21 protein-coding genes are annotated in these 25041 nt (G+C 35.7%); 12 read left to right on the top strand and 9 right to left on the bottom strand.

Annotated features, from left to right (window positions below; all coding sequences use genetic code 11):
• The first annotated feature begins 70 nt into the window (after nucleotides 1-70).
• The 8 genes from LZQ00_RS17595 (at nucleotide 71) to LZQ00_RS17630 (ending at nucleotide 11129) form a co-directional block, all read left to right on the top strand.
• A complete protein-coding gene (locus tag LZQ00_RS17595) occupies nucleotides 71-1498 on the top strand; it encodes an L-serine ammonia-lyase (protein ID WP_234510562.1) in 1428 nt (475 codons plus the stop codon).
• Between the two features lie 20 nt (nucleotides 1499-1518).
• On the top strand, nucleotides 1519-2343 hold the full coding sequence (locus LZQ00_RS17600; RefSeq protein ID WP_234510563.1) for an MBL fold metallo-hydrolase: 825 nt from the start codon (nucleotides 1519-1521) through the stop codon (nucleotides 2341-2343).
• A 276-nt stretch (nucleotides 2344-2619) separates the two neighbouring features.
• Complete coding sequence (locus LZQ00_RS17605; RefSeq protein WP_234510564.1) at nucleotides 2620-2991, top strand: DUF488 domain-containing protein; 372 nt, start codon at nucleotides 2620-2622, stop codon at nucleotides 2989-2991.
• Between the two features lie 351 nt (nucleotides 2992-3342).
• Nucleotides 3343-6495, top strand: coding sequence for a SusC/RagA family TonB-linked outer membrane protein (locus LZQ00_RS17610; protein ID WP_234510565.1), 3153 nt, complete (start codon nucleotides 3343-3345; stop codon nucleotides 6493-6495).
• Between the two features lie 11 nt (nucleotides 6496-6506).
• Entirely contained in the window at nucleotides 6507-7964 is a 1458-nt protein-coding gene (locus LZQ00_RS17615; protein WP_234510566.1) for a RagB/SusD family nutrient uptake outer membrane protein, read from the top strand.
• A 12-nt stretch (nucleotides 7965-7976) separates the two neighbouring features.
• Nucleotides 7977-8663, top strand: a complete 687-nt coding sequence (locus LZQ00_RS17620; RefSeq protein ID WP_234510567.1) for a hypothetical protein — start codon at nucleotides 7977-7979, stop codon at nucleotides 8661-8663.
• A 5-nt stretch (nucleotides 8664-8668) separates the two neighbouring features.
• A complete protein-coding gene (locus LZQ00_RS17625; RefSeq protein ID WP_234510568.1) occupies nucleotides 8669-9658 on the top strand; it encodes a DUF5007 domain-containing protein in 990 nt (329 codons plus the stop codon).
• A gap of 688 nt (nucleotides 9659-10346) precedes the next feature.
• Entirely contained in the window at nucleotides 10347-11129 is a 783-nt protein-coding gene (locus LZQ00_RS17630) for a hypothetical protein (protein ID WP_234510569.1), read from the top strand.
• Between the two features lie 88 nt (nucleotides 11130-11217).
• Here LZQ00_RS17630 and LZQ00_RS17635 read toward each other — a convergent pair whose 3' ends face one another.
• Nucleotides 11218-12555: a hypothetical protein gene (locus LZQ00_RS17635; RefSeq protein ID WP_234510570.1), complete on the bottom strand. Its 1338-nt coding sequence runs from the start codon at nucleotides 12553-12555 to the stop codon at nucleotides 11218-11220.
• A gap of 30 nt (nucleotides 12556-12585) precedes the next feature.
• Complete coding sequence (locus LZQ00_RS17640) at nucleotides 12586-13230, bottom strand: hypothetical protein (protein WP_234510571.1); 645 nt, start codon at nucleotides 13228-13230, stop codon at nucleotides 12586-12588.
• A 100-nt stretch (nucleotides 13231-13330) separates the two neighbouring features.
• On the opposite strand from LZQ00_RS17640, the gene LZQ00_RS17645 reads away from it, so the two are divergent.
• The gene (locus tag LZQ00_RS17645) at nucleotides 13331-13732 is read left to right on the top strand and encodes a hypothetical protein (RefSeq protein ID WP_234510572.1); all 402 of its coding nucleotides are present in this window, start codon (nucleotides 13331-13333) and stop codon (nucleotides 13730-13732) included.
• 133 nt (nucleotides 13733-13865) lie between these two features.
• Nucleotides 13866-15086 (top strand): hypothetical protein, encoded by a 1221-nt coding sequence (locus tag LZQ00_RS17650; protein WP_234510573.1) that lies wholly within the window; start codon nucleotides 13866-13868, stop codon nucleotides 15084-15086.
• Nucleotides 15087-15206: 120 nt separating this feature from the next.
• Here LZQ00_RS17650 and lipB read toward each other — a convergent pair whose 3' ends face one another.
• From lipB to LZQ00_RS18485, 7 genes are all read right to left on the bottom strand, one after another.
• The gene (lipB, locus tag LZQ00_RS17655; RefSeq protein WP_234510574.1) at nucleotides 15207-15905 is read right to left on the bottom strand and encodes a lipoyl(octanoyl) transferase LipB; all 699 of its coding nucleotides are present in this window, start codon (nucleotides 15903-15905) and stop codon (nucleotides 15207-15209) included.
• Between the two features lie 108 nt (nucleotides 15906-16013).
• Entirely contained in the window at nucleotides 16014-17201 is a 1188-nt protein-coding gene (gene hflX, locus LZQ00_RS17660) for a GTPase HflX (protein ID WP_234510575.1), read from the bottom strand.
• A 243-nt stretch (nucleotides 17202-17444) separates the two neighbouring features.
• Nucleotides 17445-19550, bottom strand: coding sequence for an ATP-dependent DNA helicase RecG (gene recG / locus LZQ00_RS17665; RefSeq protein ID WP_234510576.1), 2106 nt, complete (start codon nucleotides 19548-19550; stop codon nucleotides 17445-17447).
• A gap of 294 nt (nucleotides 19551-19844) precedes the next feature.
• Nucleotides 19845-20561: a hypothetical protein gene (locus LZQ00_RS17670; RefSeq protein ID WP_234510577.1), complete on the bottom strand. Its 717-nt coding sequence runs from the start codon at nucleotides 20559-20561 to the stop codon at nucleotides 19845-19847.
• Between the two features lie 59 nt (nucleotides 20562-20620).
• Nucleotides 20621-21547, bottom strand: a complete 927-nt coding sequence (locus LZQ00_RS17675) for an EamA family transporter (RefSeq protein ID WP_234510578.1) — start codon at nucleotides 21545-21547, stop codon at nucleotides 20621-20623.
• Nucleotides 21547-21933 carry a RidA family protein gene (locus LZQ00_RS17680; RefSeq protein ID WP_234510579.1) on the bottom strand — a complete coding sequence of 129 codons (387 nt, stop codon included), beginning with the start codon at nucleotides 21931-21933 and terminating at the stop codon, nucleotides 21547-21549. The genes LZQ00_RS17675 and LZQ00_RS17680 overlap by 1 nt, the downstream gene beginning before the upstream one ends.
• A gap of 10 nt (nucleotides 21934-21943) precedes the next feature.
• The gene (locus LZQ00_RS18485; protein ID WP_317259285.1) at nucleotides 21944-22075 is read right to left on the bottom strand and encodes a DUF6728 family protein; all 132 of its coding nucleotides are present in this window, start codon (nucleotides 22073-22075) and stop codon (nucleotides 21944-21946) included.
• A 69-nt stretch (nucleotides 22076-22144) separates the two neighbouring features.
• Here LZQ00_RS18485 and nagA point away from each other — a divergent pair, with 69 nt between their 5' ends.
• Entirely contained in the window at nucleotides 22145-23257 is a 1113-nt protein-coding gene (gene nagA / locus LZQ00_RS17685; protein ID WP_234510580.1) for an N-acetylglucosamine-6-phosphate deacetylase, read from the top strand.
• 70 nt (nucleotides 23258-23327) lie between these two features.
• Nucleotides 23328-24950 (top strand): glycoside hydrolase family 10 protein, encoded by a 1623-nt coding sequence (locus LZQ00_RS17690; RefSeq protein WP_234510581.1) that lies wholly within the window; start codon nucleotides 23328-23330, stop codon nucleotides 24948-24950.
• Nucleotides 24951-25041 lie beyond the last annotated feature (91 nt).

The raw sequence follows: 25041 nt of genomic DNA on the forward strand, positions 1-25041 counted from the left end.
TAATATTCTGTAAATTGCGTTGTTTTTGGACTATGCCAAAACATTATTTTTCAATACAGGTTTCTATAAAATGAGCAAAGAGCAAATTTCCGTTTTTGATATGTTTAAAATTGGTATTGGACCATCGAGTTCACATACCTTAGGACCTTGGCGCGCTGCACAGCAATTTACAAAAGTATTGCAAGATAAAGCGGTACTAGATAAGGTAGAATCAGTCAAAATTTTACTATATGGTTCCTTAGCGAAGACAGGTACAGGGCACGGAACAGATATTGCCATTCTATTGGGCCTAAGTGGTGATGATCCTGTTACGTTTGACGTCAATTTAGTGACACCAAAAGTGGAACATATCAAAACAGTAGGTACATTGCGATTAGCAGGAACAAATAAGATTCCTTTTTCATACCAAGAAGACTTGTTATTTCTGTATAGTCAAAGCTTACCATTCCATCCTAATGCAGTTACTTTTCAGGCATTTTTGAACGATGGCAAAGCCGTGAGTGAAACCTATTACTCCATAGGTGGGGGGTTTGTTGTTCAGGAAAACGATGAAGGAAATATCTCTACAGAGGTTGATTTGCCATTTCCTGTGGAAACAGCACAAGATCTATTGCATTGGTGTCGAAAAACTGGATTAAAAATATCAGAGCTTGTACTGGAGAATGAGCACGCATGGCGTGAAGAAGAAGAGACACGGGCAGGAATCTTGAATATTTATAAAACAATCTATGAATGTATTTATCGAGGATGTCATACTGCGGGAACGCTTCCTGGAGGATTAAATGTCGAAAGAAGAGCCGCTAAACTGAATAAAAAATTGCTTAAAGATCGTCCCTATCAGGATTATGAAAGTTGGATAGCCGCAATACAAACTGGAGGAGAAAGCTTTCCATATATTTTAGATTGGGTAAGTTGTTTTGCATTAGCGGTAAACGAAGAGAATGCCTCATTTGGAAGAGTTGTCACTGCCCCTACAAACGGAGCTTCTGGAGTGATTCCAGCCGTATTACAATATTTTATTACATTTCATAAAGGATATTCCGAGGACAAGATTATCCAATTTATCCTAACCGCATCCGAAATAGGTTCAATATTTAAGAAAGGAGCAACCATTTCCGCAGCAATGGGTGGCTGTCAAGCGGAGATTGGTGTTTCCTCTGCAATGGCCGCTGGTGCTTTAACAGAATGCTTAGGAGGATCACAGCGTCAGGTATTAATGGCCGCAGAAATCGCAATGGAACATCATCTTGGACTGACTTGTGACCCAATTGGAGGATTAGTTCAAATCCCTTGTATTGAACGGAACACAATGGGCGCTATTAAAGCAATCACAGCCGCTCAATTAGCCTTACAGTCAAATCCAGATAAAGCCAAAGTAAGTCTAGATACTGTCGTTAAAACCATGTGGGAGACAGCCCTGGATATGAATGTGAAATATAAGGAAACTGCGGATGGCGGATTAGCCGTGAATATCCCATTAAGTTTACCAGAATGTTAGTTTAGTTACATAATATAGTGATGAAATATTGTGCCATTGCCTCAGGCAGTAATGGAAATTGTTATTACATCTCCAAAGGAGATTCGGCTATTTTAATAGATGCAGGGATAAATAGTAAACATATTCATCTCCGCATGGATAATGTAGGCATATTACCCACACAGATAAAAGCTGTTTTCATCACACACGAACATACTGATCACATCCGAGGACTATCTGTTTTTGTCAAAAAGTATAATATCCCTGTTTATATCACCAAAGGAAGCTATGAAGGAACACGATTGCATTTACCCCCTCATCTGGTTCATATCATTGCTCCTGATGCGGTAACGGAAATAGGAACATTACGAATTTATGGAATTCCGAAATACCATGATGCAAAAGAACCCTGTAGTTTTCTAGTTTCAGACGGTTCCCATAACATTGCCGTATTAACAGATATTGGTCGTCCTTGTAAAAATGTACAACATGTTATTAAGCATGCAGATGTACTGCTTTTAGAATCGAATTACGATGAAGAAATGTTGCGAAATGGACGATACTCTTATTTTTTAAAAAATAGAATCAGTAGTGGTTGGGGGCATCTTTCCAATACAATTGCATTAGAATTATTCAATACACATCGTTCATCACGATTAAAACACTTAGTATTAACCCATCTTTCTGGTGAAAATAATACCGTAGAACTTGTTCACGCAGCTTTTGAGCCACATTGTCAGCAGATTATACTCTCTGTAGCGACACGGTATAAAGAAACGGAACTGTTCAGCATGGCCGACTTACTTTCGCAAGAAAGTAAATGTATTCCAGAACAAGATATTGCTGCAAGAATAAATTCTTTTTAGCCAGACGATCGATCTTTCTGTATTATTGATCAATGCTATTCTTTACGGATATGAATTCACTTCTGTGGATCATGAATTCAATCTACCTTATACATCTTCAAGATCTAATCATATCGTTACTAAAGAGCCCCTGTCTAAATCAAAGGTAAATGTGTTATGATAAGAAATTATGATCAGTGCTGAAGAATGTGTGTTCCGAATAAGGAAAAATCAAGGGAAACTAATTTTAATCAGATGGTCATTATTATTTTGCATCATTTTTTCTTAATTTAAAGTATGCAACCACAGATAAAAATTAAACGAATATACGAAAGTGCTAGTGAGCAGGATGGTTATCGCGTACTTGTAGACAGATTATGGCCAAGAGGTATAACCAAAGAAAGAGCAAATATTGATGAATGGGCCAAAGAAATTACACCATCCACCCCAATAAGAGTAGCATATTGCCATATCCCAGAACATTGGGAAGTGTTTAAGGCACAATATGAAAAGGAACTTATTCAAAATGATCATTTAGCCAGTTATGTAGATAAATGGGAAGAATATCCAGTAATCACCTTAGTCTATGCGGCTAAAGATGAACAACATACCCATGCACTTGTATTACAAGAATATCTAGAAAAGCACTATTCAACACGAAAAGGATAGTTTAAAGAGTTTGCTATTCAAAAAATTAAGGAATATGTGCAAATAATGAATAGAAACTATAGGGTAGAAATAGATTTATACCTAATCTTCATCATATTATTTTCGAATTACCTGATCATGAACTTTTAATATTGATTTAAAACAAACTCACCTTATTTATAATTTTCTCACTATTATTTTAGATTATATTTTATTCGATTGACAAACGTTTGCATTAAATTAAGACAAACGTTTGCGCTTTTTTATCGTTAAATAATTTACCTAAAAGGTAATTTTAGTGTAAGTTAAATTTGTGTTACCAATTCAGGATCTGTAACTTAACATCGGATTTCACAAACTAAATTAATCATTATGAAGAGAATTTTACCAATTATTCTCCTCTTTTTAACGTCATGCAATTTATTGTTCGCACAAGTAACGACCATTACTGGAACAGTTAAAGATGATAAAGGGGGAACATTACCTGGAATTACGGTTTCTGAAAAGGGAACTAATAACCAGGCAGCTACTAATAGTGAGGGAAGCTTTTCACTGAAAGTGCAAAAAATACCAACCACTCTCGTGATTCGTGGTATTGGATTTAAAACGAAAGAACAACAAGTTCAATCAGAGAAAGGCATTTCGGTTGTTCTTGTGACCGATAACTCTTCATTAAATGAAGTTGTTGTTGTTGGTTATCAAAAGCAGTCAGCTAAAAAATCAACAGGTGCAGTGCAGGTTATTTCAGGAAAGACCATTGAAGATTTACCTGCTCCAAGTTTTGAAAGTTTGCTACAAGGGCGTGTGGCAGGTGTTAACATTCAAAATTTTACAGGTGAACCTGGAGCACGTAATACGTTTACAGTCAGAGGTAACTCGACCATTTCTCCTGATTTGAATTCAGAAATTGATTTAGCCAATACGATGAGTTCACCTTTGTATATTATTGATGGTATGCCTCTATCTGTTACCGATTTAGCCAATTCCGGGGCAACTGGAACAAACTATGTTGCAGGTATTAATGTAAATGATATTGAGAGCATTGTTATCCAAAAAGATGCTGCAGGGACGGCAGTTTGGGGATCTCGTGGTGCCAATGGGGTTATTGTGATCAAAACAAAGCAAGGTAGATCTGGTAAGCCACAAATTCGTGCTTCTTACTATAAAGGTATCACAGAACGCCCTCAATTGCAACGTACTTTAGGGGGTGCTACAGAGCGTCGGACTAAAATGGATATTCTATCTCAATATGCTTCATGGTCTCAGATGGGGACTATTACACAGCCTCTGACCGATAGTTTAAATGGTAGCTATAATAATGCAACCGACTGGCAAGATTTGTTTTATACTTCAGGAAGTATTGATAATGCTGATGCAAGCATCTCTGGAGGGAATGAATCGGTAAATTATCGTGTTTCGGCAGGTTACTATAATGAAGATGGTGTCGTTAGAAATACGGGTTTTAAACGTTATTCGTTAAGAGGAAACTTTGGTTTTACTTTATCACCAATCATAAAATCAGATTTTATGATCTCTACTGCTCGAATCAATAGAAAACGTGGTTTGGGAAGAGGAATTAATCAAATTGTACCGATAAATCAAGGGGCAATGCCATCATCATTTGTTGGTTTGGGTAAATCTGATTATGATTTTTATTATGGTCAATACGATAAATTAAAAGATGATAATCAAACGGATAATATCAATATTTTTTCAAAAACATATGTAGATATTATCAAAGGTTTACAGTATTCTCTTGAAGCTTCTGCTCAGGTGAATCTAGATAAGCGTACGCAATTTCAACCCAAAGAGTTAAATAATGGACAAAGTTTCGCTGGTTCTTATGGTCGAAATGCGTATACCTATAATGTGGCAAATATTTTAAATTATACGAAGACCTTTAATGAAAAGCATAATCTTATATTAACGGCAATTCAATCGTTTCAGTATGATAAACAACAATCAGATTCTATAACAGGTTATAATCTGCCTACAGATGATATCCATGTGATACAAGGGGTTGCACAAAAAGATTTATATGCAAACTCTAATTTACTTGAGTCAGGTCTATTGTCTTATATGGGACAGGTTTCTTATGATTATAAATCAAAATATATTATTAATGCATCTTGGAGAGCCGATGCTTCGTCTCGTTTTGGTAAGGATACCAAATGGGGCTATTTTCCCGCAGTATCTGCAGCTTGGATAGTTTCTGATGAAAATTTTCTAAAAAATACTTCTTGGATTAATCTACTCAAACTAAGAGGTAGCTGGGGATTATCAGGAACTTTGCCAACAGATTTTTATGCACCTTTTAATATTTGGAATTTATCTTCAGATACGTATAATGGTGGAACATTTTCTTATCCATCGTTTAGAAAGCCGTTGACATTAAATACATTGACTTGGAATAAATCAGAACAAACCAATATTGGTTTCGATTTATTTACTTTTGATAACCGATTAAATATTACATTTGATGCCTATCGAAAAATAACCAAAGATCCGATAATGGCATTTCCATTTCCGTATTACACCGGATATACCAAACTATCTTTCAATGTTCCAATGACGATCTATAATGAAGGATTTGATTTGACAATTGCTACACACAACCTTTCAAAAGAAAGTAAATTGCAATGGAATACAAATTTCAACTTGACATATAATAGAAATCGTATAGGCTCATTACCTTTTGGTGATCGTAGTTTTTATGCAGATTCAAGAGATTATAATCAACAACTCATGTATACTGTAGGAAGTCCGATTTATCAGTGGGCGCAAATGCAGTATCAAGGGGTATATTCAAATCAAGGTCAAATTCCAGTTAATCCAGTGACAGGTAAGCCACTCACTTATTTTAAAGGGAATAATATTGTAAAACCAGGTTATCCAATTTGGAATGATGTGAATCAAGATTGGGATGTTTGGAGTGATGAAGATAAAGGAGCAGCAGATGGAGATTTAGTATTAACGGGTAATCCAAATCCAAAATTTACAGGCGGATTATACAATGAATTTATTTATAAAAACTTTTCAATCAGTATATTGAATACGTTCACTTTGGGAAGAGATATCATCAACAACTTGAAAAGTAATCAATTTAACACGATTGGAGGTAATATTTACAGTTTTACTAATAATCGCTTACCTGATTTGGAAGGTGTGGATTATTGGACACCTGAAAAAGCAAAAGATCCTAATTATCAAGCAGGTTTTCCATCAATAGCGCCATATGGAGGATATTTTTATCAATTTTTGCCATTCAGTACAATGTTTAATGAAAATGGATCATATTTTAAGATCAAAACAATTTCGATGGGCTACATTGTTCCAAAGAAGATTGTTGATCGTATGAAAATTGGCGCTCGTGTTATCCGTTTTTATGCCATGTTAGACAATGTTCATACATTTCAGAAAGCCTCTGTTCCAGATGCAGAATTGGTATCACCACAAGGTGAGTATAGTGGTGGAGCATACCCACTTCCTAAGAAATATACCATTGGTCTAGAAGTTAACTTTTAAAATTTTGAAAAATGAAAATTAAACATATATTATCTGTTATAGGAATCTCTGGAGTACTATTGCTCGGGTCTTCCTGTACAAAATATCTAAATCTGTCTCCAGAAAACAGTACTTATGATGAGGTCTTTTGGACAGATGGAGCGAATGTAGAAAAAGCAACTTTAGGAGCATACGCCTTGTTGCGTGATGCAGTTCGTAATGAACGGTCTTATTTTATTTTTGGTGATATTGCATCAGGCGTATTAAAAGCCGGTGGTGATTATTGGAATTATGCTTCGCTATCAAAGTCTGGTGGTTTTAAGTTTAGTTATGCACCTTATTTGGAGCCTAGTTTATGGGATTGGACACGGTTTTACAAAATTATCAATCAATGTAATTTAATTATTGAGCATACGACTGCGATGGATGTCAGCTTATTTGATAATGGAGAAGACGAAAAAAATCAATATATCGCTAATGCAAAATTTCTACGCGCCTATACTTACTTTTATATGCAACGCGTCTGGGGTGATGTATTATTAGTAAAAGAAACCTTCAAGGATCCTCAAAATATCCCAGATATGGCAAGAAGTCCTCAAACGGAAACATTGGCATTCTGTAAGGCAGATTTAGCCTTTGCTGCTACAAATTTGGGTCAAGGATCTGTGAAGAGTTTTGCATCTAAAGGAGCTGCGAATGCCTTATTAGCCGAAATTTATGCATGGGAACATGATTATATCAATACAGAGAAATACATAGCAGAAGCATTAAAAGGAGGATATGCACTCGAAGATATCAAAGATTATAGAAAAATCTGGCAAGGAGATTCAAAAGAATCTATTTTCGAATTGAATATGTTGTATAGCGAAACTGGTAGAGAGTGGACAACGGATTTTTTTAATGTCTTTTTGACTAGTACAAATGTTGAAGGCAAAGGAATTGGCTCTATTTGGGAAATAGATCCTGAATTTTTAGAATCAGACTTTAAAGATGGATCTGTACGTTTTGATTCCATAACAGCACCATTTCCAGATAATGATCTACAGAGAGTTATACGGAAATATGATCGAGTGGAGAAATACAATCCAAATGATAAAAGCTTATATGCTGTGAGTAATAATTTGGTGTTGATGCGATTAGCAGATCTTATTTTATTACGTGCCGAGGCTGAGTTTAAAAATGGAAAAGAGGTTCTCGCATTGGATGATCTCAATATGATTAGAAATAGAGCAGGTTTAACTGATACTGTACTTTCTGGAAATGATCTCTTTATAGAGATTTTTAAAGAAAGAAGAAGAGAGCTGATTGGAGAGGGGACGATTCAATTTGATTTGATTCGTATGAATTTATTTAAACAATTGGATGAATATTCTAGCTATTATGATGATGAAAGATTATCTAAACAAGGATATTACTGGCCATTGAATATGCGTACTTTATTGCCTCAGAATGAATCGTTAACGCAAAATCCGTATTGGATGAATCATTAATACATGATAATTATGAAAAAGATAGTTTTAAATATATTTCTCCTAGTGGGAATAGTTATCGCCATTAGCTCTTGTAAAAAGGATGGATACTTTGTTGGTGGAGAACTGCATAATCCAAAAATCAATATGACCACCTACGATTGGATGAAAAGTAATAAATATGGGGTGTTTGATACCGTGTTAATGCTGATTGATAAAGCTGGAGTTAAGGAAAAGATCAATGCGCCAGGTATTACTTTTTTCGCACCAACAGATTACGATGTGTATAATTATGTGCAAAGAAGAACAGCTGCCATCCAAAAAATAGACCCGAACAAAATGTGGACAGTGGATTCGATCATGAAATACGAACTCAATAAGTTCGCAGATTCATTGGATATTTATATCGCGAAAGAAGGTATTCTCAATAGTAGTTTGACAGAAAAAGGAAAAAAATATAAAAATGCCAAGGGTGGCGAATTTATTGCTTCTTATGAAGAGACAAGAGATCCAAATTTGGGATATAACCCAAATTCAAATGTTATTCCAAGAGTAGTCATGTTCACTTATTTATTTAAACCTATTGACAATGACTTTGATGTTACTACTATTGTTCCACCAGTGGGTAGTCGCACTTTGGTTCAAACTTCTAACGCACAGACAACAACAGGAGTGGTACATGTTTTAAGTAACAGTCATGTTTTATTCTTTTATAGATAATCAAAATGAAAAAGAGTTTACTATATACACTAGCTATTGGAATATTAGCAGTGACGGCATGTAAAAAGCTGCCTGAAGGAAATCTAAGTGATATCATTCGTTATGAAGTATTACCTATGGAGATTAAAAAGGGTAGAGCTGAAGTTTCTACTGCGATTAATCCTGCAGGATCTTCTAAGCCAACGGAATATAAATTATTGAAAATTTACGAAAAAGAGACGGGAAAAGATGTAACTGATATTTTTCAAAAAACATATCCAATAAAAATATGGACACAACTGTACGATTCAAAAGTGGATAAAACAATTGAACAAATCGATGCCAAAAGAAAAGATACAGTAATGGTACCATTGGCGATTAATAAATTATCAGGTGCTGTAGAGTCAAATCAAAATACGTTACAATTGCCATCAGGAAGTTATTTATTTGATTTGGAAATCAAAAATAGTGCTGGTACAAAAATTTATCCTAAAATTGGTGAATTCAAACTAGTTGACGCACCATTTTTCGATATTCCAGCTGTTCGATCTACAACAGCCATGAAAGTTGGAGCAGAAACAACCACAAAATCAATTCCTAGCAATGCGAGTCATATCAAAGTGACGGCTTTGGACTCGAAAGAGAATAAAATAATTGTAAGAATTGTAGATAAAAATGGTGTGCCCTTTAATCCCAAAGCTGGTGAAGTAGGTAGGAGACCAAATGCTGGAACAGCGGGAGGTTTTTTACAAACTATGCAGGATTATTCATTAACAACTACACTTTTTGATGATCGTATGGAGTTTACATATGGGGTAGTACCATTTCCATTGGTTTCTTTAGGAAATGGATTTAATTACTACTACCGCATACCAGCGAAGTATGTAAAATTTGATGATAGTTTAGGATTGCCTTATAATACCTATTCTTGTAATGCGAGATTTTCTTTTCAAGCATTTGTTGGAGGAACATATCAAATCGATGTGATTGTACCACAAGTTACGAGAGTGAATTAAATAGAGCAACAGCTTTGGGATTATCCCAAATGTTGAATGCAGTTAAAAGTTTAAACAAAATGAGCCTGATAAAATATCAGGCTCATTTTGTTTAAACAGAATTTTTGATTAATAATCTTTGATTATTTTTTCATGTATAGAGGTAATCGTGTACATGCTGTTGCCCTTTAAAATCTTTCTTAGATAGAATGTTGATCTATCTGATAAATCCATTTCTAATGGATCTCCATCAAATTCACATTAAAGTAGAGTGAATCTTGAATATATGTAGGGATCAAGTAGGGACTAAGCAGGGTAAAGGCGTTGTAAAAGCGTTTCTTCGAGAAGAACCCATATTGGACAATCTGACGATGGATAGAACATGAATCAAGAATATCACCTATATAGCACGACAGCAAAATAAGTATTTATAAGAGATGGGGGATAGAAGCATAGGATAATTACTGTTCGACCTATTGTCGAAGCGTAGTCGAACCAGACTCGAAGGTGTTACCCAATTGTATGCCCTATATATCGGATGTCGATCGAACAATGTTGGGACTTCTATGGACTTTCAAGGACTTTTATGGAGTTGAAAGGACTTTGGTATACCTCGCGTACTGCGTTCAAGAACTTGTTAGATAAATTTTCAAGGTTGTTTTTATCTAATAAATACAGTATTTTTATTGAAAGCCAATAATAAAAACCTATGTTCAACTTCGCAAAACCTAAAAACCCCTATAGAAAAAAAGGAAAGGATTATAATCTGAGTGAAAACAGTAAATTGACCGCTAATGATTTTGCCTATAGCGCTAAATTGGCTAGCAGTATTTATAAAGTGTTCAAGTCTCTACAAAGGGAGTCTTGTAAATCAGATACTTTTTCTCGCTTCAAAAAGGTGGTTTACCAGACTATTCGAAATGACCAAGAGCATATGTTAGGACAGTTGCGATTGGGATATGGGAGTGTTTCACCATTAAAAGGGTTTCGTTTTTCAAAAAAAAGTAATTGGCAGAGCTTCTTTTTAAATTATCCTACGATATATTTTGATGCCCAAAAAGGCGAGGTGAGGATTGCTATACCGCCTATTTTGATTCATGACTTTAATAAATTCCCTTCACGTATAAGTAAGATCATCATGAAAATGCACTGTTTTCAAGTAGCGATTGATAGTGAAAATACGATCGAATTTAATTCCAGCAAAGATTTACTCTTACAACAAGGGGATAATATGCCATCCCGTTCGGTTGTTTTTTCAACAAAAAATAAAGCAGACGTGCTGTTGTTATGTGTAGGAACATTACAAACATGGTTGTTATCAGCCGATGGTCAAGAAGAATTTCTATCTTACAATAGTTCATTGATGACTGCTGAAATAATGGATGCTTTATTGATTCGTGATGGTCAACTTTGTTCTTTTGCAGAAGAGCGACTGGATGATTTAAAACCACCCATACTTCCAGTTACTAATGACGAGGTGGATTGGATTTAGAGTGCCTGAAATCCAATCCATCTCATCACATATTTCATGTTTATACTGTTGGCTATTATCATTTATGGGTATACAGATTAACTTTTATTTACATTTCCAGAATAGTTGATTCAAGTTTTGCTGCTGTATGTGTACGTGCTATTTCGTCTTTGTAGGCAAGAATGTAACTGAGTTCTATTATTTTTACCAATAGCTGATAAATCCGTGTTCCATGTTTAGCATAGCGCTCATCTGTAACACCGTTGGATGATAATCCATAAGAAAGCCATTCATACAGGATTTCATCCCATTCAACCTTACTGTATTCATTGACACAGGTAATAATTTCTGATAAAGGATCCTCCATATCTCCCTCATCTACATAGTGCATAATTATGATGCTATCTTCATGCATAATCATCAATGAAGGCTGTTCTTTTAAAATTGATCGCGGGTGCAAATCTTCAAACGTATAGGTAGAAGAGTGACGAGTAATGGATTGTGATCGATACATCTCCAAAAGAGCGTAGATGCACGCATAGTCATGAAGTAGGCTTGCCGCAGAAAAAGCTTTATCCGGATGATGGGCTGACCAAAAGACATCTGCGTTTATGACACTTTGATACCATTGCCAAAGACCATTTCTCCAGCCTTCAAAATCATCAATTTGAAAGAAATCCCTTACAGCACTGATATCGTAAGGTTGAGGGGCAAGCCACTCAGGAAGTTCAACTTTCTCTTTATTATAGAAAGGTATAGGAGCTTGAACAATAGATTCTTTTAAAGCATACACCCTTTGATGGTAATTGCCAAGATTCAATTCTTCTTCGGTTAACTTATCAACAGGAAGAATATAATAAGGGAATTGGAATTCATCTTCTTTATCTTGAAGGAATAAGTATAAATATAATGCTAGATGATGCAATAACTCAATATAGTTGATCAAATAAGGATTATAATTATCGACATCGTGCAGATAATATCTGTCGGTCTCATTCTTGAGCAATTCATCAAATTGCTCAATCCAGTACGCTATACATTGCACCTCAAAAATATACTCAATAAGTCGAGTCGCTTCTTTTGGCAATATATTTTTCTCATAAAGAACATATGCAATTTCAATATGTTTAATGAGATTCTTGTGGATGAAGAATGGATCATGTATCGGATAACGGTTTTGAACCGAACCATTGGTAAGAAAAACATATATTTTTTCTTGCCAATGATTTAGCGTTATTTTTTGATAAAAAAGGTCTAAATATAGTTTAGGATTTTTGAGATCCTCTTTGTTCAAATATCTAAAAGACTTTACTTTCAGTTTTTTATTGTTCTTTTTCATAACGATAGGGATATAGGATAATTGATTGTTCAAATTCACTTCATTTATGGTATGTTTCTTTTGAAGAACACATGGAGCATGATTTGCCTGTGCAATCCTTTTGTTCATCTTTGGTTGATATTCATCGGTCTAATTGCCTTACATCTCGCTCAATTGGCTGCATGACATTTCTTCATCAGGAACTTCATCAGGTTCTGCTTTTAAATAAGAAGGCATCTTCGTGAAGAGACCATCATCTTCATAGATGTAGGATAATGCAAAGCCTAGACGAATTAACAGCTCTCGAATAACAACTATGCTATCCCCAAATTTGTCTTCTTCATTTGATGTGTTGACGGTCAGGTAAGACATCAGATCATCCATGGTTTCATACCATTCCCGAAGAGATTGAAAAGAAAAGAATTTACTGATTAAATACTGTGGGTCTCTTTTCCCGTTGCAAGTGAACTCGAGATTTTCGATATAATTGCAGTAATCAGCTTGCGTCTCAAACAGCTGTAATGGATTTACCTGTTTCGCTATTCGACACTGTTTAAAAATAACATAGGCAACTTCGATTTGACGAATCATTTCTTTACAGTGATAACCATTTCCGACCAGGTTCGAACAGCTCATGGCCGGATAGGCCCCTGCGTTGACAAAGAGATTAATATCATTCTGCCAGGTAATAATTGAGTTTTGATGCCGAAAATATTCGTCAATGTAAATCATCGGATTTTTGATGATATCCTTACTTAAGTGGCGAAATTGTTTCGCTTTTAGTTTCTTTTGTGTATTTTTCATAATCATTAAGTTTATAAGCCTCTGGTAAAGGCTAGTTTTTTATAATTGTTAATCAAATATAAGATATATTTTTATCTTATACAAATAAAAAGATAATAAAATGTCTAACATTAAAGAGCGGGTATTATTAATAGCAGAAAGTAAAGGGATAAATAGAATGACTTTTTTTGAGGAATTAGGACTTTCTTATGCCAATTTTAAAGGAATACAAAAAAACTCAGCACTCAGCTCAGATACGGTGGTTATTATTTTATCTAAATATAAAGACATAAATCCCATTTGGCTATTAATAGGAGAGGGAGAAATGTATAAAGATGCTATTGGAACTGTTAAAGACCCGTTATTGGACCCTTATACAGAAATAGCTTTTTCAGATAGAGGAGAAGTAACAGCTATTGATGCTTTGTATAAAGTAGTTTCTGCCTTAGAACAGACCGTTCGGTCACAAGAGAAAACCATACGTGCCTTGGAAAAACAAATTATATTGATGGAAAACAAATAATGGATACTTAAATCGAGAATGAGGTATAAATAATGATCATGCTAAGATCTCATGCAAATTGATATGAATTGTGTTTGATTTGATAGTTGAACGGTATAGATAAATTTTTGATAAACACCAAATTATAATCGATATGCTGCGAAAATTATATTATCTCATTTACGTGGTGTCCATCTGCTTTACGCATCAGAGTATGGCTCAGCCAGCAGGAGCAAGGCCGAGTTACACCTCTCAATGGGGATATCTGTATCGAACAGCAAACGATAAAATGGATCAGTTGGGCATATATGCCACTGAAGCTCCTGTCTATGTATTAGATTCTACGAAAACACATTACAGGGTTCAAGTCAGCAATGGAGATATCGGGTATATCGAAAAACAACCATTACAACGAGCCATGTTTGGAAAACGTAGTCCTGGTGAGCCCGCCCAATATTTCTATCGAGGTTCTCAGGGTGCACAATGTCCGCATTTATTTGTGCAGGTTGCTGAGTTGCGTGTACGCTGTGCTCCAAGTACTTCCGGAAAAGCTATTCGTAAGCTTCGTCTCAATGAAATAATCTGTGTGGATTATATTCCTTTATATCAAGATGGGTGGGTATATATAGGAGATCATTTTCATGAAGATCCAGCATTCATACAGGCTAAATTTTTAGGGCAAGAGCTGACTTATGAGGGGTTAAGGAAAGATTATCTGAAGATCAAAGGTAAGGATCAACAACAAGAACTGATACTTGCGGGACGCTTGCGAGAAATGGCGTGGAATGAAACTAAATACTTGAAACAAGGATTGGCTTTCTGGAAAGAATCTTACGCAAATGCGGGAGTAAAGGATCCGAAAGTTGATATCGAACTTGAAATGCGCTTAGCGAATAAATTCTCAAACAGACCCGATGATAGCGTGTATATGGAGCAGTTGGTCGCCTTAAATTTACATTTCGAATGGAAAGGAATTCAGCTCTTTGATGGGAAGATTTCGGAGGCTCAGGTGCAGCAACTGGGGTTGCAAAAAGTAAAAGATATTTCTGGTTTACAAGAATGCGGATGGGCACCTCAGTACTTTTATCAATCTCCAAATATGATTGTTGCCTTTGAAGAAAACCAACAAGGAAAAGTGTTGGGAGAAGTTCACAAGATGTCGTTCGCCAATGGAGAAGTATTCGCTATTGGAGAAGAACGAATCGATGCGGATTATAATGAAGTTGATTTTGTAAATCATTTTGGAACTTTGTTGTCCGTAGATTGGACTGCTGATCCTCATGTTTATCACTTTCAAAATGGAGATGCAGGTCTGTTCATCATCACATTTGAGAATGGAAAACCAGCACGATTTCAGACCATGTATTTTTGTTAGCTGAAGTACTGATGAGATTATTGTAAAGTAAGGCGATAAAATATAAAATAGGAGAAATGTCTATAGTAAATAGATTAGTTTAAAAAGTAAAAGGACTTATCACATAAGTCCTTTTACTTTTTAAACCAATTCCATTCCAAACAAATCTGCAATATGTGTCTTGAGTTTGTTTTTTACTTCCTCTATATCAAGCTTGTATCCAAGCTCTTTTTCCATAGAAGCCACATCCTTATCATCTATTCCACATGGAACAATATGGTTAAAATAACTTAAATCCGTGTTCACATTGAAGGCAAAACCATGCATGGTCACCCAGCGGCTAGCGCGTACACCCATAGCACATATCTTTCTTGCTTTATCGTTATCAGCGTCTAACCATACGCCTGTATAACCAGGATAGCGACCCGCTTCGATTCCATAATCCTGTAGGGTAAGGATAACAGCCTCTTCTAGTGTACGCAAATAGAGGTGGATATCTGTAAAGAAATTATCCAAATCCAATATAGGATAACCAACGATCTGACCAGGTCCATGATACGTGATGTCACCACCACGATTAATTTTGTAATAGGTAGCCTCTTTTTCTTTCAATGCCTGTTCATCTAACAAAAGATGCTCGGGTTTTCCAGATTTCCCTAAGGTATAGACATGCGGATGTTCATTGAAAATTAAAAAATTTTCTGTTGGTAAGCTTGTATCGTTCACACGATTTTCATGCTTTACGCTTAAAGTTTTATTGAAAACCTCCTCTTGTTTATCCCAAGCTTCCTGATAATCAATTAATCCCCAATCAATAAATGTTACTTTTTTATTTTGCATGTTAATAGCGCGTTCTGCTTAAAAATAGTTGTTTTTAACTACTGAACAACAGTCGATGTTGAATCGGATATCGTTCAAAATCTCTTTTTGGAATCCGATAGATTTTATTTAGTATAATAAATTATTATAAGGATAGCGGACATTGTGCATCTCTACAATGATTTCATATAATTTTTGCTTGAATTCTTCCAAATTCGTTTTGTTTGTTGCGGAAATAAAGATCGCAGGATCAGCATTTTTCGCCATCCAACTATTTTCAAAATCTTCTAAAGTAATTATTTTTTCACCTTCTTCTCCCTCTTCCATCGTCGGTACAAAAGAATCAATTTTATTAAAAACAGTGATGACTGGCTTATCCAATGCATCTATATCTTTTAAAGTTTCGTTTACCGCTTGGATGTGATCTTCAAAATTAGGATGTGAAATATCAACAACATGAATCAGCACATCTGCTTCACGTACTTCATCCAATGTCGATTTAAAACATTCTACTAAATGATGCGGTAGCTTACGGATAAATCCAACGGTATCCGATAGCAAGAACGGTAAATTGTCGATGACAACTTTACGTACGGTTGTATCCAAGGTGGCGAAAAGCTTGTTTTCAATCAACACATCCGATTTGGAAATCATATTCATGATGGTTGATTTACCCACGTTGGTATAACCGACCAAGGCTACCCGAATCATGTCACCACGATTTTTACGTTGCGTTTCATTTTGTTTATCTATCGACTCCAGACGATCTTTGAAAACACTGATTTTATTTAAAATAATTCGTCTATCTGTTTCAATTTGACTTTCACCAGGACCACGCATACCGATACCACCTCGTTGACGTTCCAAGTGAGTCCACATTCTGGTCAGTCGAGGTAAAAGATATTGTAATTGTGCTAATTCAACCTGAGTTTTCGCTTGTGCCGTTTTTGCATGACTAGCGAAAATATCCAATATCAAATTAGAGCGGTCTAATATTTTAACCTTTAATTCACGTTCGATATTCCGCAGTTGAGAAGGAGACAACTCGTCATCAAAAACCACCATGTCAATTTCTTCCGCGATGACAAATGCCTGAATCTCTTCCAATTTACCGCTTCCAACAAAAGTTGCGCGATCTGGATAAGCTAGTTTTTGTGTAAAGATTCCTTTTGTTATTCCCCCTGCTGTTTGGACTAGAAATTCTAGTTCTTCTAAATACTCATGTGCTTTTGTTTCAGCAAGCCCTTGCGGAATAACACTCACAAGAATTGCTGTTTCTGGTTTTATTGCAGTATCGTATATTTTGATTTTTGCCATTGTTTACTATTAAAGATGAGTATTGAGTATTAAATTTAGCTTATGCCAACCGAATGTTTTGGCAATCGTCAGTAAAACGATATCATTTCGTTCGTATATGACTCAATAACAATAATACAAAGATAATCGTTTTTAGTTTAATTGTTTTACTTGTAAAGCTGATCCCCTTATTTTCTACTGGGATAAACGTCTGGTCAAAAAGTATCGCCAAAATGTAGCATATTGATTATTTACATCAAATAATTAAGAAATTTTATCCCAAGCGATGCCATCAGATCTACGGGCAAGATATTGACGGAGTAAAATATGGTGTTCATCCGACATTTGAGGATCTTCTTTAAAGATTTGGATCACAGCATTGCGTGCTTCCGTCAATAACTGTTGATCTGTAGCCAGATTGACAAGCTTTAAATCAAGTACGCCCGATTGCTGTGTACCTGAGATATCTCCAGGACCGCGAAGTTGTAAATCTACTTCCGCAATTTCGAATCCATCATTCGTTCTTACCATGGTATTCAATCTTAATCGTCCTTCTTTGCTCAATTTATTTCCAGACATCAAGATACAGAAGGATTGTTCTGCACCTCTTCCTACACGACCTCGTAACTGATGAAGCTGAGATAAGCCAAATCGCTCTGAATTTTCAATGATCATCACAGAAGCATTGGGAACATTGACACCCACCTCAATAACAGTTGTCGCGACCATAATCTGTGTTTCATGCTTCACAAATCGTTGCATCTCAAAATCTTTATCTTTAACAGGCATTTTTCCATGCACGATACTGATTTTATATTCTGGAAGAGGAAATTCACGTTGAAGGTTCTCCAGTCCTGCTTCTAAATATAATAAATCCAGCTTTTCACTTTCTTTAATCAGGGGGAATACCACATAAACCTGTCTTCCTTTGGCGATTTCTTCTCGCATTAAACCAAACATACGTAAACGAGAACTTTCAAAGAAATGTACCGTTTTGATAGGTTTCCTACCTGCAGGAAGTTCATCAATAACCGAAATATCCAAATCACCATACATCGTCATCGCCAACGTACGAGGTATTGGTGTGGCAGTCATGACCAGCATGTGTGGAGGAATACTGTTTTTCCGCCATAACTTTGCACGCTGCTCTACGCCAAATCGATGTTGTTCATCAATAACAACAAATCCTAGATTTTTAAATTGTACTTTATCCTCGATTAAAGCATGTGTACCAATTAAAATGTCTAGTGTGCCATTTTCCAATTCCTCATGGATGATACGGCGTTGTTTGGTCGAAGTTGACCCCGTCAATAATTTAATCGTACAGATATCTTCTCCCAATAACTCTTTTAGCCCGGTAAAATGTTGGTTAGCTAAAATTTCTGTGGGAGCCATCATACAAGCCTGGAAACCATTATCTATCGCTAAGAGCATACTCAATAAGGCGACTACAGTTTTTCCAGAACCAACATCACCTTGTACCAAACGATTCATCTGTGCACCTGTTACCGTATCTTGTCGGATTTCTTTCACCACACGTTTTTGTGCATTGGTCAGTGGGAAAGGAATTCGTTCGTTGAAGAATGTATTGAATTTGTCTCCAACTTTAGAAAAGATCTGTCCCTTAAATTTTTGTGTATTTAATTGCTTGTTACGAAGTAATTTGAGCTGAATGTAAAATAATTCATCAAATTTAATTCGTTTAATCGCTTGTGCCAATTCATCTTGATGTTGAGGAAAATGAATGGCAACAGTTGCTTTTGAGAGCCCAATTAAGCTATATTTTTCCAACAAATAAGCAGGCATCTGTTCCGAAATCTGACGAGAGACCGTTTCTAAAGCTGCTTGCTGGAGTTTTTGTATACCTTTTGAATCTAAATTGAACTTCTTGAGCTTTTCTGTTGAAGAATACACTGGTTGCAAAGTCATATTCCCAAGGTTTTTTACCTGAGAATTATACAATTCCATTTCAGGATGGGTGATCGATATTTGACCATTGAACTCAGACGGCTTTCCATATATGATATAAGCCGATCCAACTTTCAAAGATTTCTGCAACCAAGTGACCGATTGAAACCACACCAGTTCTATACTGCCAGTTTCGTCTTTAAACTGTCCTACTAAACGTTTTGCTCTTTTCTCACCAACTTCTTTAATACTGATCAATCGCCCCAGTATTTGAGCGGAATGCATATCTGCATGCAACTGTCTTATCTTGTGAAACACAGTACGATCGATATATCGAAAAGGGTAATAAGTTAACAGATCTCCAATAGTAAAAATCTGCAATTCTTTTTTGATTACATCAGCTTTCTGAGGACCTACACCCTTCAGATATTCTATTGGAGTTATTAAACTTAAATCAGCCATTCTTCTACTTTGCTAATTTAAGGAATTTGCTGAAAATTTTAGCAAAATAGTCGTATTGTTCAATCAATTTGTACGATTTGGGACTTAAATTAATCTATTTTTTCAACGAACAGTTTATTTAGAAAAGATTCTTTCCCACTTGATCGCTCTTACTCGTAAAGACTTTTACTTTGATATTTATATCCCTTGATCTTCTTGAGTAAAAAAAGCCTGATCATTTTATTTGACCAGGCTTTTTGGTTCTTGTTTCATGATCTGTTACATCAATGATCCGAGATCTGTCAACAAGAGTTACTATTTTTTATAATGGATGACAGGTTTATTATTTTCACAGGTAATAGTTTCTATTTGCATATTTGCTTGGTTACCACAGGACGTTTGTAGTTTGTTGAAGATATTCATATTCAAAGCATTATAAAGACCTACTATTTTCTTTATTTCAGAATAATCTTTATCAGGTTGGTATAATAGAAATGTTCTGTTACAGCCGTCTATTAATCCTGTTGTCTCCCACTTTTCTGTTCCTGTGCATTGGAGATTATTGTTGTAGGTCTGTATCTTTTTTTCTAATTCAGGTAACATGCTTTGGCTTTCTTCAACACTTAAATCGGATGCCAAAATCAGTTTTGCAACGTTATTTTCAATAATCAAGCGAATAGGTTCTTCTTGATACCAAAAAAAATATTCGCAAGGTTCATAAATAATTCCTTCCTTGATGCCAGCATCAACTTCCTGTGAAACAAGATTGTGGTACTCCTTCCAAAGTTTATCGAAATCTTTCTCCAAAGATTTATGCATTGGAAAATAACTGTTTCCACACCAATAGTTCGGAGCTTTTTTTACATACCATTCGTCTACATTTGTAGCCGTTTTTTTTGCAATTAGGTTTTGAATTTCTTGTCTTTTTTTGCTGGCCAATTCACCCAACTCCGTGGACGTCAAGTGCTCTTTATTACAGGAAAAAACTGTTAAGAAAAGGATCAGTAGGCTTAAAGTTTTCCAAATTTTCATCATTATTCGGTTTAGTTGATTGATTGTCGAATAATTAGACGTGTCTTTAAAGCTGAATGCTACAAAGTCTTTAAGTTTTTGGAAAATATTTTTACGTTGTGAATATTAAAAATAATAATCGCAACTAGAATAAGCAGGTAGCCCATGTATTTGTAAGTAGGGACCGTTTCTCCAAAGTAGGTGACGGCTAATGTGAATGCAATGATTGGATTGGTATATAGCAATACTCCTGCTGTCGTTGAAGAAATTTCTGTCAGAGCATACATGCTTAAAAATAAGGGGATGATGGTAAATAAAACAGCAATCAAAAGTATCGTATACCAAAACTGTGGAGCTGTGGGGATGGCATGATGATTATAAATCAATTTTGAAATAACAAAAACAGAGCAGATACTCAGTTGGATGGCTAATTGATTTAATTTGTCAAATCCTGTTGATACTCGTTGTACGATTAGGTAAAAAGCATAAGACGTGGCAATACCAATCGCCCAAAGTACATCGTTTAAGGAACCTTTTGCTAGTATAAGCACACTTACTAAAGCCATTAATAGGGCTATAATTTGTGTTCTGTTTAGTTTTTCATGAAGCAAGAAAAATGCAGCAACAGCTGTAATCAACGGACACGTTAAATAGGCGAGCGCTGCCGACTGGATACTCACATGATTGATCGCATAGATATAGGTAAACCAATTGACAAAGATCAGTGCAGAAGCTAAAAGGATCCATGTCAACTGTTTTGATTGTTCTTTCTTTGAGGAGCTTTTATAATGTAAGATATCTTGGTGTAAAACTTTTCTGCGAAATAGAAAAATATAGATCCACAATACAAGTAATGCTGTTAAGATTCTAAAGTACAAGATATCTTCCGATGGATAGTTTTGTATCCATCGGACGGAAATAGACATAAATCCCCAAATAAAGGGTGCTAAAAAAGCCGCTAAGAAATACTTTCCGCGGCTTTCAGTATCTTGTTTTTCTTTTTCCATTATGCTTTCCAAGCAATTACAGATATTTCAACGTTGACATTTTTAGGAAGTGTTTTTACAGCTACACATTCACGCGCAGGTTGAACAGTTGTAAAATATTGGGCATATACTTCGTTAACAGCAGCAAAATCATCCATGCTGCTTAAGAATATAGAAGCTTTAACAACATCTTCGAAAGCATACCCCGCATTTTTTAGAATTGCCTCCACATTTTTCAAAACCTGATGCGCTTCATCCACAACACCTGTTGTAATAAGTTCCATAGTTTCTGGAACTAAAGGAATTTGTCCAGATACATATAATGTTTTATCGGCTTTGATCGCTTGGTTGTAAGGACCAATTGCTGCAGGAGCTTTTTCTGTATTTAAGATTGTTTTTTGAGACATAATATAATGTTTAGGATGCTAAGAAAATTTTGTAGATCAGCGCTAAAATAAAAACGATGATGGCTATAGCATTGATAATATGCATAGCTTTTAGATTGCCGTTGATTGGCCGATTGGGATCGCTTTTTCTAAAAAAGTACATGGAACTAAGTTACATTAGTAAATTGATAATCGCAATGATTATCTTTAAACAATCAAAAAATTGAAAACAATGAATAAAATCGCTTTGATCGGTGGGAAAATTTTTTCAGATTATGCTGTCACTGAAAATAGTGCGCTGCTTTTACAAGATGGAATAATAGTAGATACTGTAAATCGGGAGAATATTCCATCTGATTATGAACAAATAGATGTCAAAGGAGCAAATATTTGCCCTGGTTTAATTGATTTACAATTGTATGGAGATGGTTCTGATTTGTTTTCAGCACAATTGACGAAAGCATCACTGCAACGAATTTCTGATCAATTAGTACGAAAAGGTACCACCTCATATATGATGACTTTGGCAACCAATACGTTTGACGTTTTTAAAGAAGCTATTCAAGTTGCGACTGATTTTAAACATGACGCTTTTTTAGGTTTGCATTTAGAAGGCCCCTTTCTAAACCCAAAGAAACGTGGAGCACATCCAGCTGATTTGATTGTAAAACCAACGAAAGAAAACATTACAGAATTGTTGGGAGAAAAGAATACCGTAGTGAAAATGATGACCATCGCTCCAGAATGCATCGATGATGATGTATTGAAATATCTTCAGTCTTATCAATTATTATTGAGTGCGGGGCATAGCGATGCAACATTTGAACAAGGAACAAAAGGCTTTGATCAAGGTATTCCGACAAGCACGCATTTGTTTAATGCCATGTCTCCCTTACATCATCGTGGAGTAGGGATGGTAGGAGCAATTTTTAATCATCCTACTGCTTGTGCGAGTATTATTGCAGATGGCCATCATGTCGATTTTGAAGCTGTTAAAATAGCGAAAAAACAAATGGGAGAACGTTTGTTTCTCATTACCGATGCGGTTGCTGCTTGTTCAGAGGGGATCTATCAGCATGTGCTTAACAATGGTTACTATTCGTTGCCAGATGGTACGATTTCAGGAGCTGCTATTTCTTTGCTAGAAGCAGTCAAGAACGCCGTGCAACATGTTGATATTCCTTTGGCGGAGGCCATACGTATGGCGACTACATACCCTGCACGTTTATTGAAACGAAAAGATATTGGAAATCTGAATAAAAATAGTATCGCGAATATCCTGGTATTTTCGGATGACTTTGAACTGCAACACGTGGTTGTTAAAGGTAAGTTAATGTCAACGTAAAAAATTGTACTTACAAAATCTTAATACGTACATTTGTAGCTTATTTTGAAACAACACACTAACATTTGAGATGAGATATCACTTATTACTATTAACAATTGCTTTATTCTTATTTTCATGTTCTTCCAAAAAGAATAAGAAACAAGATCAAGTAACTGTCACAACTGCTATTGAGGCTGAAAAGTCATCCCCAAAAGATAAGCCTCAGCGGGAGAAAGTAAAACCAACTATTCAAGAGAAAAAAGTAGAGGAAAAGAAAGTAGAAGAGAAGAAAGAAGTTGTTGTCAATTTACCTGAAGTACAACGGGAATTTCGTGCTGCGTGGATTTCTTCTGTTGTCAATATCAATTGGCCAAGTAAAAATTTCTTGACTACTGATGAACAGAAGCAAGAAGCGATTCAGATTTTAGATTTTCTGAAATCAAATAATTTTAATGCCGCTATTCTTCAAGTTCGTCCTTCGGGAGATGCATTATATAAAAGTGATTTGGAACCTTGGTCTTATTTTTTGACAGGGGAAGAAGGAAAGGCTCCCAACCCATATTATGATCCTTTGGAGTTTTGGGTTGAAGAAGCGCATAAAAGAGGTATTGAGTTACATGTTTGGTTGAATCCATATCGTGCCCACCATACAGGAGGAGGAAAAGTGACAGATGCATCTATAGTGAAAAAGATGCCGAATGCTGTCGTTAAATTGAAGCAAGGGTACTATTGGTTTGACCCCTCGAAACAAGCTACTCAAGATCATGCTGCCCGTGTCGTGATGGATATTGTAAAACGTTATAATATTGATGGCGTTCATTTTGATGATTATTTCTATCCTTATGCAGAATATAACGCAGGACAAGATTTTCCGGATAGTGATAGTTGGAACGAATATAAAAGAAATGGAGGTACGCTCGGTCGCGCAGATTGGAGAAGAAATAGTGTAAATACCTTTATTGAACGTATTTATAAAGAAATTAAAGCAGAAAAGAACTTTGTCAAGTTTGGAATCAGCCCCTTTGGTATATGGAAACCTGGTTATCCGGCAAGTATCCAGGGATCAAGCCAATATGATGAATTGTATGCTGATGCAAAATTATGGTTAAACAAAGGTTGGGTGGATTATTATACACCTCAATTGTATTGGCCAATTGAACCAGCTAAACAAAGTTTTACCACATTGTTGAAATGGTGGGAAAGCGAAAATACGATGCATAGACATCTGTGGCCAGGGGTCAATACTGTTGGAAAAAGAAACGCAGCATATTCAGATGAGATTGTGAATCAAATTGCAGCCATGCGTAATATCGTTCCCAATAGTAAAGGAATTGTACATTGGAGCTTGGCTGGTTTGACAAAAAATCCAGCGATGACAAAAGCGATTGTTGATGGACCCTATCAGAATAAAGTTTTGATTCCAACAACTCCTTGGTTAAATGCAAATCCTTTGTTGAAACCAAGTTTGCTGTTAACCCCAGAAGGAAATCAAATATTTGCAAAATGGCAACATCAACAAACAGACCAAGTGTTTCATTGGGTGCTATATACCAATTACGGAGGAGAATGGTCATACGAGATCTTTGATCCAGCTATAACTTCAAAAGAATTGGCGATAAGTAAAAATGGCAAAAAACTTCAATATGTTGCGGTAAAAGCCGTAGACCGATTGAGTAATGAAAGCCCCTATACGGCTGAAAAGATAAAGTAAGAATAATAGATATTGTTTATAAAGAGGATGATCAGTAATGACATTCTCTTTTTTTTGCTTTTTTATTTTTAGAACATTTTAGTAACAATAA

Origin of the sequence: Sphingobacterium sp. SRCM116780 (genome assembly GCF_021442025.1) — a bacterium.
GTDB lineage: Bacteria > Bacteroidota > Bacteroidia > Sphingobacteriales > Sphingobacteriaceae > Sphingobacterium.

Bases quoted from the DNA above. Each gene is read 5' to 3' on its own strand.
- LZQ00_RS17595 (WP_234510562.1), top strand. From the start codon at position 71: ATGAGCAAAGAGCAAATTTCCGTTTTTGATATGTTTAAAATTGGTATT.
- LZQ00_RS17600 (WP_234510563.1), top strand. From the start codon at position 1,519: ATGAAATATTGTGCCATTGCCTCAGGCAGTAATGGAAATTGTTATTAC.
- LZQ00_RS17605 (WP_234510564.1), top strand. From the start codon at position 2,620: ATGCAACCACAGATAAAAATTAAACGAATATACGAAAGTGCTAGTGAG.
- LZQ00_RS17610 (WP_234510565.1), top strand. From the start codon at position 3,343: ATGAAGAGAATTTTACCAATTATTCTCCTCTTTTTAACGTCATGCAAT.
- LZQ00_RS17615 (WP_234510566.1), top strand. From the start codon at position 6,507: ATGAAAATTAAACATATATTATCTGTTATAGGAATCTCTGGAGTACTA.
- LZQ00_RS17620 (WP_234510567.1), top strand. From the start codon at position 7,977: ATGAAAAAGATAGTTTTAAATATATTTCTCCTAGTGGGAATAGTTATC.
- LZQ00_RS17625 (WP_234510568.1), top strand. From the start codon at position 8,669: ATGAAAAAGAGTTTACTATATACACTAGCTATTGGAATATTAGCAGTG.
- LZQ00_RS17630 (WP_234510569.1), top strand. From the start codon at position 10,347: ATGTTCAACTTCGCAAAACCTAAAAACCCCTATAGAAAAAAAGGAAAG.
- LZQ00_RS17635 (WP_234510570.1), bottom strand. From the start codon at position 12,555: ATGAACAAAAGGATTGCACAGGCAAATCATGCTCCATGTGTTCTTCAA.
- LZQ00_RS17640 (WP_234510571.1), bottom strand. From the start codon at position 13,230: ATGAAAAATACACAAAAGAAACTAAAAGCGAAACAATTTCGCCACTTA.
- LZQ00_RS17645 (WP_234510572.1), top strand. From the start codon at position 13,331: ATGTCTAACATTAAAGAGCGGGTATTATTAATAGCAGAAAGTAAAGGG.
- LZQ00_RS17650 (WP_234510573.1), top strand. From the start codon at position 13,866: ATGCTGCGAAAATTATATTATCTCATTTACGTGGTGTCCATCTGCTTT.
- lipB (WP_234510574.1), bottom strand. From the start codon at position 15,905: ATGCAAAATAAAAAAGTAACATTTATTGATTGGGGATTAATTGATTAT.
- hflX (WP_234510575.1), bottom strand. From the start codon at position 17,201: ATGGCAAAAATCAAAATATACGATACTGCAATAAAACCAGAAACAGCA.
- recG (WP_234510576.1), bottom strand. From the start codon at position 19,550: ATGGCTGATTTAAGTTTAATAACTCCAATAGAATATCTGAAGGGTGTA.
- LZQ00_RS17670 (WP_234510577.1), bottom strand. From the start codon at position 20,561: ATGAAAATTTGGAAAACTTTAAGCCTACTGATCCTTTTCTTAACAGTT.
- LZQ00_RS17675 (WP_234510578.1), bottom strand. From the start codon at position 21,547: ATGGAAAAAGAAAAACAAGATACTGAAAGCCGCGGAAAGTATTTCTTA.
- LZQ00_RS17680 (WP_234510579.1), bottom strand. From the start codon at position 21,933: ATGTCTCAAAAAACAATCTTAAATACAGAAAAAGCTCCTGCAGCAATT.
- LZQ00_RS18485 (WP_317259285.1), bottom strand. From the start codon at position 22,075: ATGTACTTTTTTAGAAAAAGCGATCCCAATCGGCCAATCAACGGCAAT.
- nagA (WP_234510580.1), top strand. From the start codon at position 22,145: ATGAATAAAATCGCTTTGATCGGTGGGAAAATTTTTTCAGATTATGCT.
- LZQ00_RS17690 (WP_234510581.1), top strand. From the start codon at position 23,328: ATGAGATATCACTTATTACTATTAACAATTGCTTTATTCTTATTTTCA.